Origin of the sequence: Geobacillus sp. WSUCF-018B, from assembly GCF_002809985.1 — a bacterium.
GTDB classification, from domain to species: Bacteria; Bacillota; Bacilli; order Bacillales; family Anoxybacillaceae; genus Geobacillus; species Geobacillus thermophilus.
Genome location: NZ_PIJF01000036.1, coordinates 22,954 through 33,907, shown reverse-complemented (window position 1 = coordinate 33,907; position 10,954 = coordinate 22,954). Strand labels below are relative to the sequence as shown.

The window sequence follows — 10,954 nt, the reverse complement described above, 5'->3', positions numbered from 1 at the left end:
TGCAACCCCAAGTCAAGGAAGGAGGACGAAGTCCGTTTGCACTTCTGGGGAGTTGCAAGCCCCCACTTCAAGCGTTAGCTAAGTGGGGGTAGTTGACGCTATGGCAGTCCGGGATGGCGGAATGGCCGCCACGCTATTGGTTCTTTTTTCGTTTTTTGTTGTTTTGCCGCTGCGCTTCGGTCAACGGTTCGTTGGAAAATTCTTCATTGTAGCCGGCGCCCATCCCTTGCGCTTTTGCAGCGTTCATGCCAGGGATCACGTGGTTTGCTTTTCGCTTTGCCATTCGTTTCACCTCCGCTTCTAGTTTGCGACGAAACGGGCGCCTTATTCCTCTTTTGTCGCGGTAAGGAAGTAATATGGCGAGACATTGGAAATCATTATTTACAACTTGTACTGTTCTATAATAAGATAAAGTCGTGCCGAACTTTATGGGGATTGGGAGAATTCATGCTATTTTTTCGACTTTTGTGCGAAAAAATAGTATAGTATTATTATGAAGTGAAGGATTATGAAGTGAAGGGGGTTATACATATGGCGAAACAAGATGTGTTCAACGCCCGCTCTTCATTCGAAGTCAACGGTAAAAAATACAATTATTACCGTTTGCAAGCGCTTGAAGAAGCGGGCATCGGCCAGGTGAGCCGCCTGCCGTACTCGATCAAAGTATTGCTTGAATCGGTGCTCCGCCAAGTCGACGGCCGCGTCATCACGAAAGAGCACGTCGAAAACTTGGCGAAATGGGGAACGCCGGAAATGAAAGACATCGACGTGCCGTTTAAGCCGTCGCGCGTCATTTTGCAAGACTTCACCGGCGTGCCGGTTGTCGTCGATCTGGCTTCGATGCGCAAAGCGATGGCCGATTTGGGAGGCGATCCGTACGAAATCAACCCGGAAATTCCGGTCGATCTCGTCATCGACCACTCGGTGCAAGTCGACCGCTACGGGTCGGACGATGCGCTAGAGTACAACATGGATTTGGAATTCAAACGGAACGCCGAACGGTACAAATTTTTGAAATGGGCGCAAAAAGCGTTTAACAACTATCGTGCCGTTCCGCCGGCAACGGGGATCGTCCACCAAGTGAACTTGGAATATTTGGCAAGCGTCGTTCACGCGGTCGAAGGGGAGAACGGCGAGTACGAAGCGTTCCCGGATACGCTTGTCGGCACGGACTCGCATACGACGATGATCAACGGCCTCGGCGTCCTCGGTTGGGGAGTCGGTGGCATTGAAGCGGAAGCCGGCATGCTCGGCCAACCGTCGTACTTCCCGATGCCGGAAGTCATCGGCGTCCGCCTGACAGGCAAGCTGCCGGACGGAGCGACGGCCACCGACTTGGCGCTTAAGGTGACGCAAGTGCTCCGGAAAAAAGGCGTCGTCGGCAAATTCGTTGAATTTTTCGGACCAGGAGTGGCGACTTTGCCGCTTGCCGACCGGGCGACGATTGCCAACATGGCGCCGGAATACGGGGCAACGTGCGGCTTCTTCCCGGTCGACGCTGAAGCGCTTGACTACTTGCGCTTGACCGGCCGCGACGAACATCACGTTCAAGTCGTCGAAGCGTATTGCAAAGCGAACGGTTTGTTCTACACGCCGGATGCACCGGAGCCGGTGTTTACGGATGTTGTGGAAATCAACTTGTCGGAAATTGAAACGAACTTGTCTGGCCCGAAACGGCCGCAAGACTTGATTCCGCTCTCGAAAATGAAACAGTCGTTCCGCGACGCGGTGAAAGCGCCGCAAGGCAACCAAGGCTTTGGCTTGACGGAAGCGGACTTGGAGCGGGAAATTACGGTCGAGTTAAACGGCGAACAAGTGAAATTGAAAACGGGTGCGGTCGTCATCGCGGCGATCACGAGCTGTACCAATACATCCAACCCGTACGTTCTCGTCGCCGCCGGCTTAGTGGCGAAAAAAGCGGTCGAGAAAGGCTTGCAAGTGCCGAAATACGTGAAAACGTCGCTTGCGCCGGGCTCGAAAGTCGTCACCGGCTATTTGCGCGATTCGGGCTTGCTTCCGTATCTTGAGCAGCTCGGCTTCAACATCGTCGGCTACGGCTGCACGACATGCATCGGCAACTCGGGTCCGCTTGCGCCGGAGCTTGAAAAAGCGCTTGCGGAAAGCGACTTGCTTGTCACAAGCGTCTTGTCCGGCAACCGGAACTTTGAAGGCCGCATCCACCCGCTTGTCAAAGGCAACTATTTGGCATCCCCGCCGCTTGTCGTCGCCTATGCGCTCGCCGGCACGGTCGACATTGACTTGCTTAGCGAGCCGATCGGCAAAGGCAAAGACGGCAGCGACGTCTATTTCCGCGACATTTGGCCGTCGATGGAAGAAGTGAAAGACGTCGTCAAACGGGCGGTCGATCCGGAACTGTTCCGCAAAGAATATGAGCGCGTGTTCGACGGCAACCCGCGCTGGAACGCCATCGAAACGACGGACGAGCCGCTGTATCAATGGGACGAAAACTCGACGTACATTCAAAATCCGCCGTTCTTTGAAGGCTTGTCGCCGGATGTGCGCAAAGTCGAACCGCTCACCGGCTTGCGTGTCGTCGGCAAGTTCGGCGACTCGGTCACGACCGACCACATCTCGCCAGCTGGGTCGATCGGCAAAAACACGCCGGCAGGCCAATATTTGATCTCGAAAGGCGTCGAGCCGAAAGATTTCAACTCGTACGGTTCGCGGCGCGGCAACCACGAAGTGATGATGCGCGGCACGTTCGCCAACATCCGCATCCGCAACCAAATCGCGCCGGGCACGGAAGGCGGCTATACGACGTACTGGCCGACCGGCGAAGTGATGTCGATGTACGATGCGTGCATGAGATACAAACAAGACGGCACCGGGCTTGTCGTCATTGCCGGCAAAGACTACGGCATGGGCAGCTCGCGCGACTGGGCGGCGAAAGGGACGTTCTTGCTCGGCATCAAAACGGTCATCGCCGAAAGCTTTGAGCGCATCCACCGCTCGAACCTCGTCTTGATGGGCGTCTTGCCGTTGCAGTTCAAAGAAGGCGAAAACGCCGAAACGCTTGGTTTGACCGGCAAAGAAGTGTTCGAAGTCCACATTGATGAAAACGTCAAACCGCGCGACCTCGTCAAAGTGACGGCGACGAACCCGGATACGGGTGAAAAGAAAGAATTTGAGGTCATCGTCCGCTTTGACAGCGAAGTCGAAATCGACTACTACCGCCACGGCGGCATTTTGCAAATGGTGTTGCGCGAAAAATTGGCGAAAGTGAAACAATAACGACAAAAAGCAGGCTCCCATATCGGGAAGCCTGCTTTTATTTTGTGTTGAGCTTTTTCGCTGCGTTCTCAAGCTTGCTTTTTGGATCCGGGGTGAACGTTCCGTCTTGGCCAAAGCCTTGCGGGTTGACGCCCGGCGCCTTCGTGCCGCGGTTTCGGCCGCCGTTTTTGGTCATTGCTCTCACCTCCGCTCTTTACGGATAGTATGGCCACCCTTGGTCAAAATATAAGCAAAGGAGGAAAGCGTGATGAACAAGGGGCTGAAGACGGCGCTCGCGACAATCGCGCTCGCCCAGTTTTTGAAAATCTCGATCAAGCAGTTGGAGACTGGCCGCTGGGACTGGCGGCTCTTTTTCGAAACCGGCGGAATGCCAAGCTCCCACTCTGCCGGCGTTTCGTCGTTGGCGACATTTATCGCCTTGGAGCGGGGGGTAAGAACGATTGATTTTGCCCTGGCGGCGTTGTTCGGATTGATCGTCATGTATGATGCGCAAGGCGTGCGGCGCCAGGCGGGCGAACTCGCCCTTCGCCTGAACGAGCTTGCCGAGGAAGTAAAAAAGTTAGAAGGAGACCCAAAACAAACCGTTTATCACAAACGACAGCGGCAGCTGCGCGCCCGGCTCGGGCACGAGCCGATCGAAGTCGTCGGCGGGGTGCTCTTGGGCATGGCGACCGGTGCTCTTTCGTATTGGGCGTGCCGACGCCGCAAACGAATGGTTTAGGCGGTGAGGCGGGTGGAGCGTCCACAGCATTGGAATGAGGGCGGCCCAACACCTGGAGTTAGGAAAAGAGCTGTCCCGCTTTTCATGCAGGACAGCTTCTGTCGCTACGATGGGATGTTCCGCTTTTCCCGCCACCGTCTGCCCCAGAGGCGCATGCTTGGCAGTTCGGCGAAAATCATGCCGGCCAAAATCGCAGCGCCGCCAAGCCAGGCCGATGGCGACAGCCGCTCTCCAGCCCAAAGGTAGGCGGTCAAAGCGGCGAACAACGGCTCCATGGCGAAAATCAGCGCGACATGGGCGGGAGTCGTATATTTTTGCACCGCCGTTTGGATGAGAAACGCCGCGGTCGTCGCCAACAACGATGTCACAGCGAGCGCCCCCCATACTTCCGGACGGCGGAGCACCGCCATATTCCACATTTGCGCGGCGTCTTCAAACCAAAAGGCAAAGAAGAAACAGAGGATGCCGACGGTAAAAATTTGCACCATTGTCAACAGCATCGTCGAATACTGAGAGGAATAGCGGCCGGTGACGATAATGTGCATGGCAAAGGAAACAGCACAAAGAAAGACAAAGAAATCGCCCTGATTGAACGACAGCTCCGCTCCCCCTGTCAGCCAATACAGGCCGAACGCGGCAAGTGCCGCTCCAACGACCGCATTCACAGACGGTTTTTGCTTTAAAATCAAAAAGGAAAACAATGGAACGAGCACAACGCTCAGTCCGGTAATAAAGCCGGCTTTCGAGGAAGTGGTATACAACAGTCCGATCGTTTGGAATGCGTAGCCGCAAAACAGCCATAGCCCCATCCACGCCCCGGCGCCGATGACCCGCCATGAAAGGTCGGACAACAGCGAGCGGGATCGGACAACAGCCCAGGCGAGCAGCAGCAAGCCGGCCAAACTGAAGCGAACGGCGTTAAACGACAACGGCTCCAAAAACGAAATGGCATTTTGGACGACGACGAACGTCGCCCCCCAGACGAACGTCACCATTAGCAGACTCAGATCGGCTATGGTTTGACGCTTCAATTCGAATCCTCCCTCTTCATATGCTTGCGCCCCATCTCATTTTGGGTGCTAGCCGCTAGTGTACCACAAGTAGGCCGAAAAAGATAGATATTTTGGAAAAAAGATGGGCGCCTGCGGCAAAATGGTTGATACAAGAAGAAATTGCGCATAATATTAGGTAATGAACAAGGGCGCAAGTGTGGTAAAATAAAAACCAGCTCCGATCATCGCCACGCGGAAGGGTGATAATGCGTTGGACGTACAAATCCACTGGACGTATATCACGCCGAAAAAACAAGAGGCGTTTCTTGTCTCCGATTGGGTCGATGCCAAAAAGGCGCTCGCTTTGGCGGATGATTTTGAAAAAACCGGGCGGACGAAAACAGTGGAGTTCGTCGATCGAAACGGCACGGTGTGGTCAAAAAAAGAGCTGCAAAAGCTGCTTGAGGAGATCGCCGGCGAGCCGCATGAGATCGTTGTGTATTTCGACGGCGGGTTTGATCATGAGACGTCCCAAGGCGGCGCAGGGGCGGTCGTGTACTATAAGCAAAACGACCACCGCTACCGGCTGCGCGCCAACCGCCGGCTCGGGGAAATCAAATCGAACAACGAAGCTGAGTATGCGGCTTTTTGGTTTGTCACGCAGCTGCTCGAAGAACTGGGCGTCCGCCATTTGCCGGTGACGTTTCGCGGCGATTCCCATGTGGTGCTGAAGCAGCTGTCGGGCGACTGGCCGTGCTTTGAAGATGATTATAACGCTTGGCTTGACCGCATCGAAGCGAAACTGCGCGAGCTTCACATCGAACCGGCGTACGAGCCGATTTCGCGCAAACAAAATAAAGAGGCGGATTCGCTCGCCCGCCAGGCGCTTGAAGGGCAGATCATCACAAGCCGAACGGAATTGACAGGGAAAGGGTAAGGTCGTATGGGAAAGAAGCGGAACCGACGCAAAGAAATATTGGACCAAATCGCTTGGCTGGAGGAAACGTACTGCGATGGCTGCTTTTTAAAAAGCGCGTTCCGGAAAGAGTACGGCAAAACGTACGCCCAATCGTTTTGCATCCAGCAATGCACGGTCGGGGAACAAATGCGGCAGTACGGAGAGATGCTCCTGTCAGCGCCGGCGCGTCCGCGTCGGTAATGAAGGAATTTTTTTCAAGAGGCGGTTGGTGCGGGCGATAGGAGCCCTAATCTGCGCTTTCGCGGGCCTGGGGCGGTGCCGGCTGCGACCAGGCAAGCTTTGGCGTTTGAACGGAGGAAGCGGATGCGCTGCGAAGGCCGGTGATTGACAGAACATACGTTTTAACATGGAGAAACCTCAAAAGCAGTTCTTCTTTTCACTCCAAAAGGAAATCGCTGTTTGTCCTCCGCCTTAATAGATGCAATTTTTTACTGAGCATTGGATCGACTGTCGAGTGACCGAACAACACCGCTTCCAGACCCATGAATGGGTCTGGAAGCGAGTCGTTGTTCGGTCTTCCGTCACGCTAAAGCGTGACGGAGGCAAGCCATAGGCTTGCCTTCGACAGTCAAAAATGGATGAGCCACTTTTCCGTCAAGGATATGTTAAACGATTTCGTTGCATCTATATATATCGTTTTGCTGTTATTGCTGCGCCTCGCGAAGCTGGTGCTCGGCGCGGGCCAATTTTTGTTCGCACTGGGTGAGAAAGTCGCCGTCGACGCCAGTCGCCTGTTGACGGGCGCGGGCGAGTTGGCGGCGGGCGTTTTCGACCGCTTCTGCAGCGTGATTGAGCATCTCCGGATCGAGCTGCATCGTCGCCTGACCGACCATTTTCTCCGCCGTCTCGACGAACATTTCCACTTGCTTTAAGTCATTGTATCCCGTATGTACGTCGGCATCGCGTTTGGCCATATGAACACCTCCCTTTTTTTATTGTTCGCCGCTTGGTTGAATCTATGCAAATCGCAATGAAAAAGGCACCCTGCTTAAGCAGGGTGCCTCTCGTTCCGCTCCCGTTCTCTCGTCTATGTCAACGAAGCCTTATAATTTGACAACGTTCGCTGCTTGCGGTCCGCGGTTTCCTTGTACGATTTCAAACGAAACTTCTTGGCCTTCTTCCAACGTTTTGAACCCTTCACCTTGGATCGCCGTGAAGTGAACGAATACGTCCGAACCGCCTTCCACTTCGATGAAACCATAGCCTTTTTCGTTGTTAAACCATTTTACTTTACCACGTTGCATAATGCTGAATTCCTCCTAATACCTTTAGCCAACTTGGCTAACCTCAAGATTTTTATCAAATAACAAAATATACTTCACAGCCAACCAAGGTGCGTCCTCATGATGAATGCCTGAAATATATTCTGTTATGTGATGACTTTACTATACACTATTCGGAGCTGCCGCGTCAAGCAAAAGAAAGGAAATTTCCGAAAAAAAGTGTCCCCCGCTGAAAAAATGCTGTTCAGCAAAGGAAAACAGGCCGTCCGGGGAGAAAATAGTCATGAGCGGGCCACAACGCCCATACATTGGAATAGGAACGACAAAAAGGGGGAGAGCGGATGTACCGCGGAAAAATCGCGGGAAAAGAAGTGATCGTCCGGCTGGGCAGCAGAGTAAGCCGCCGTTATTTCAGCGACAATAAAATTTACCACATGGTGCTTTCGTACGGAGAGTCGGCGTTTCGCAAAGGGCAGGATATGTTTTGCATCTATAATGACCGCGTCGGCTTGATTGTCGCGGAAGTCGAGCAACAGGACGTCCCGGTCATTCGAATCGATTACATTATCGAAAACGAAAATGTGTACGAATAACCAATTGACAGCGGAAGGCGAATGCGGTAATCTCGAATGTAAGCGGTAACAAAAAACCGCGTTCGTCTGTTTCAACCGGAAACAGGCCGCCGCCGCTAGGCGCGTCTGTTTATTTTTTGCTCCGGCGCTGAAACGGGCCGCGTTTTTTTTCGTATATGTAAACAACGAGAGATAGCGAAAGAGGTGACAACGATGCTGCTTCGCAAAATGATGTCAAAAGTCGGAGTCGGGTCGGCGCACGTCGACTTGATCTTAAATAAATCGTTATGGCGCCAAGGAGAAGTGATTCAAGGGATCGTCCACATTTACGGCGGAACGGTGGAACAAAGGATCGAGCGGCTCGATGTGGAGCTCGTGCAAAAAACAATCGAAAACGGCAAGGAACTGGATGCCATTGTCGCCGTCATTCCGGCGGCCGGAGCGTTTTCGATCAAGCCGAGCGAGAAAAAGGAGATCCCGTTTTCCTACACGATTCCGGAAACCTTGCCGCCATCGCGCCCGGGCCGGTCGTACCGGTTCATCACCCGCCTTCATATCGAAGACGCGATCGATACGCTCGACTTCGATTATGTGCAAATTTTGTCGAAGAAATAGTTTGACAGCGTTTTCAACAGATGATATACTAAAAGCAAGTTAATAACGTTGTGGTGGAGAAGCGGAGACCCACACATATTCCTCGTTGATGAGCGGGGAAGTGTGTGGGTTTTTGCTTTTTCGCCCAACGGTTCACCCTCCGGAGGGGCTGGACAAACAGGAAATGGAAGAAGAAATCACGAAATGAAGAAAAGGGGGAAGAGAACAAATGTCGCCATTTTTAGGGGAGCTCATCGGCACAGCCTTGCTCATCATTTTCGGCGCTGGTGTATGCGCCGGGGTCAACTTGAAAAAATCATACGCGGCCAACTCCGGCTGGATTGTTATTACGATGGGGTGGGGGTTGGCGGTGGCCGTGGCCGTATACGCTGTCGGCCAGTATAGCGGCGCCCATCTCAATCCAGCGCTGACAGTCGCGTTGGCGCTCGCCGGTGATTTTCCGTGGAAAGACGTGCCGGGCTATATTGCGGCGCAAGTGCTTGGGGCCGTCATGGGAGCGGTCATTGTCTACCTCCACTATTGGCCGCATTGGAAAGAAACGGACGACCCGGGCGTCAAGCTTGGCGTGTTTGCGACAGGTCCGGCCGTGCCGAATGCGGCTGCCAACTTGCTTAGCGAGATCATCGGCACGTTTGTGTTGGTGTTGGCCATCTTGGCCATTGGCGCCAACCAGTTCGCCGATGGGCTTAATCCGTTTGTCGTTGGTTTTTTGATCGTGGCGATCGGCCTGTCGCTCGGCGGCACGACGGGATACGCCATTAATCCGGCCCGCGACTTTGGGCCTCGGTTAGCCCACTTTTTGTTGCCAATCCCAGGGAAAGGGTCATCGAATTGGGCGTATGCGTGGGTGCCGATCGTCGGACCGCTGCTTGGCGGCGCGTTAGGCAGTTTGGTCTATAAAGCCGTTTTCTTGGGAAAACCGACAGGCGCATTATGGGGAGTGCTGGCGGCAACCGCAGTCGTTTTGGCGGCGGCGAAGATGGCAAAAGGAAAAACAGCCAGCGCCGCAAGCCGCCGTTCTCTCTAGTTGGCGTACCGGGTTTGTAAGCAAATAAAGGTGAAGGGGGAAGAATGTCATGAATCAATACATTTTAGCCATCGACCAAGGCACAACGAGTTCGCGCGCGATTTTGTTCAATCAAAAGGGCGAAATCGTCCATATGGCGCAAAAAGAGTTTACGCAATATTTTCCGCAGCCCGGCTGGGTCGAGCACAACGCCAATGAAATTTGGGGATCGGTGCTTGCGGTCATTGCCAGCGTCTTGTCCGAGGCGCAAGTGAAGCCGGAACAAGTGGCGGCGATCGGCATTACGAACCAGCGGGAAACGACGGTGGTGTGGGAGAAAGACACCGGCAACCCGATTTACAACGCCATCGTCTGGCAGTCGCGGCAGACGGCCGGCATTTGCGATGAACTGAAAGCGAAAGGGTATGACCCGCTATTCCGCGAAAAAACCGGCTTGCTTATTGACGCCTATTTTTCCGGGACAAAAGTGAAATGGATTTTGGACCATGTCGAGGGGGCGCGCGAACGGGCGGAGCGAGGAGAGCTGCTCTTTGGCACGATTGATACGTGGCTCATTTGGAAGCTGTCCGGCGGCCGCGCCCATGTAACCGATTACTCGAACGCGTCGCGCACATTAATGTTTAACATTCATACGCTCGAGTGGGATGACGAGCTGCTTGCGATTTTAAACGTGCCAAAGGCGATGCTTCCTGAGGTGCGCCCGTCCTCGGAAGTATACGCGAAAACGGTTCCGTATCATTTCTTCGGCGTGGAGGTGCCGATCGCGGGAGCCGCGGGCGACCAGCAGGCGGCTTTGTTCGGCCAGGCGTGCTTTACGGAAGGGATGGCGAAAAATACGTACGGCACCGGTTGCTTTATGCTGATGAATACGGGGGAAAAAGCGGTGCAATCGAAACACGGGCTGCTCACAACGATCGCCTGGGGAATTGACGGCAAGGTTGAATACGCCCTTGAAGGCAGCATTTTCGTCGCCGGTTCGGCCATTCAATGGCTGCGCGACGGCTTGCGGATGATCAAAACGGCGGCTGACAGCGAAGCGTACGCCGAAAAAGTCGAGTCGACCGACGGGGTGTATGTCGTCCCAGCGTTCGTCGGGCTTGGCACGCCGTATTGGGACAGCGAAGTGCGCGGGGCGGTGTTTGGCCTCACGCGCGGCACAACGAAAGAGCATTTCATCCGGGCCACCTTGGAATCGCTCGCTTACCAGACAAAAGATGTGCTCGCCGCCATGGAAGCCGATTCCGGCATCTCGCTGACCACGTTGCGCGTTGACGGCGGGGCGGTGAAAAACAATTTCCTTATGCAATTCCAGAGCGATTTGCTTGCCGTTCCGGTCGAACGTCCGGTCGTGAATGAAACGACGGCCTTGGGTGCGGCGTATTTGGCCGGATTGGCCGTCGGCTACTGGAACAGCCGAGATGACATCGCCGCCCAATGGCAGCTCGAGCGCCGGTTTGAGCCGAAGATGGATGACGACAAGCGAACGATGCTCTACGATGGCTGGAAAAAAGCGGTGCGGGCGGCGATGGCGTTTAAATAACTATAGGGAACAAAGCAATAATCGATCGTGAAT

13 protein-coding genes are annotated in these 10,954 nt (G+C 54.2%); 8 read left to right on the top strand and 5 right to left on the bottom strand.

What is annotated here, in order from left to right; translation table 11 throughout:
* Window positions 1–133: 133 nt before the first annotated feature.
* On the bottom strand, window positions 134–283 hold the full coding sequence (gene sspO, locus CV944_RS11520) for a small acid-soluble spore protein O (protein WP_008879509.1): 150 nt from the start codon (window positions 281–283) through the stop codon (window positions 134–136).
* 248 nt (window positions 284–531) lie between these two features.
* Here sspO and acnA point away from each other — a divergent pair, with 248 nt between their 5' ends.
* Window positions 532–3,252, top strand: a complete 2,721-nt coding sequence (gene acnA / locus CV944_RS11515) for an aconitate hydratase AcnA (protein WP_100664227.1) — start codon at window positions 532–534, stop codon at window positions 3,250–3,252.
* A gap of 37 nt (window positions 3,253–3,289) precedes the next feature.
* Here acnA and sspL read toward each other — a convergent pair whose 3' ends face one another.
* On the bottom strand, window positions 3,290–3,427 hold the full coding sequence (gene sspL, locus CV944_RS11510) for a small, acid-soluble spore protein L (protein ID WP_011230846.1): 138 nt from the start codon (window positions 3,425–3,427) through the stop codon (window positions 3,290–3,292).
* Between the two features lie 72 nt (window positions 3,428–3,499).
* Between sspL and CV944_RS11505 the strand changes: the two genes are divergently transcribed.
* Window positions 3,500–3,973 carry a divergent PAP2 family protein gene (locus CV944_RS11505; protein ID WP_033027781.1) on the top strand — a complete coding sequence of 158 codons (474 nt, stop codon included), beginning with the start codon at window positions 3,500–3,502 and terminating at the stop codon, window positions 3,971–3,973.
* Window positions 3,974–4,077: 104 nt separating this feature from the next.
* On the opposite strand, the gene CV944_RS11500 is transcribed toward CV944_RS11505, so the two are convergent.
* On the bottom strand, window positions 4,078–5,004 hold the full coding sequence (locus CV944_RS11500; protein WP_100664226.1) for a DMT family transporter: 927 nt from the start codon (window positions 5,002–5,004) through the stop codon (window positions 4,078–4,080).
* Window positions 5,005–5,236: 232 nt separating this feature from the next.
* Here CV944_RS11500 and CV944_RS11495 point away from each other — a divergent pair, with 232 nt between their 5' ends.
* Together CV944_RS11495 and CV944_RS11490 are read left to right on the top strand one after the other, a co-directional pair.
* On the top strand, window positions 5,237–5,902 hold the full coding sequence (locus CV944_RS11495; RefSeq protein WP_100664225.1) for a ribonuclease H family protein: 666 nt from the start codon (window positions 5,237–5,239) through the stop codon (window positions 5,900–5,902).
* Between the two features lie 6 nt (window positions 5,903–5,908).
* Window positions 5,909–6,124 carry a zinc-finger domain-containing protein gene (locus CV944_RS11490; protein WP_100659460.1) on the top strand — a complete coding sequence of 72 codons (216 nt, stop codon included), beginning with the start codon at window positions 5,909–5,911 and terminating at the stop codon, window positions 6,122–6,124.
* A gap of 464 nt (window positions 6,125–6,588) precedes the next feature.
* On the opposite strand, the gene CV944_RS11485 is transcribed toward CV944_RS11490, so the two are convergent.
* Window positions 6,589–6,858: a DUF2564 family protein gene (locus tag CV944_RS11485; protein ID WP_033008293.1), complete on the bottom strand. Its 270-nt coding sequence runs from the start codon at window positions 6,856–6,858 to the stop codon at window positions 6,589–6,591.
* Window positions 6,859–6,987: 129 nt separating this feature from the next.
* A complete protein-coding gene (gene cspD / locus CV944_RS11480) occupies window positions 6,988–7,188 on the bottom strand; it encodes a cold-shock protein CspD (protein ID WP_003251474.1) in 201 nt (66 codons plus the stop codon).
* A 320-nt stretch (window positions 7,189–7,508) separates the two neighbouring features.
* On the opposite strand from cspD, the gene CV944_RS11475 reads away from it, so the two are divergent.
* The 4 genes from CV944_RS11475 to glpK all read left to right on the top strand — a co-directional run bounded on the left by CV944_RS11475 (window position 7,509) and on the right by glpK (window position 10,921).
* Window positions 7,509–7,760, top strand: a complete 252-nt coding sequence (locus CV944_RS11475) for a hypothetical protein (protein WP_014195521.1) — start codon at window positions 7,509–7,511, stop codon at window positions 7,758–7,760.
* Between the two features lie 192 nt (window positions 7,761–7,952).
* Window positions 7,953–8,354 (top strand): sporulation protein, encoded by a 402-nt coding sequence (locus CV944_RS11470; RefSeq protein ID WP_100664224.1) that lies wholly within the window; start codon window positions 7,953–7,955, stop codon window positions 8,352–8,354.
* Window positions 8,355–8,562: 208 nt separating this feature from the next.
* Complete coding sequence (locus CV944_RS11465; protein WP_096225465.1) at window positions 8,563–9,381, top strand: MIP/aquaporin family protein; 819 nt, start codon at window positions 8,563–8,565, stop codon at window positions 9,379–9,381.
* A gap of 49 nt (window positions 9,382–9,430) precedes the next feature.
* Window positions 9,431–10,921, top strand: coding sequence for a glycerol kinase GlpK (glpK, locus tag CV944_RS11460; protein WP_100664223.1), 1,491 nt, complete (start codon window positions 9,431–9,433; stop codon window positions 10,919–10,921).
* The last annotated feature ends 33 nt before the right edge of the window (window positions 10,922–10,954 follow it).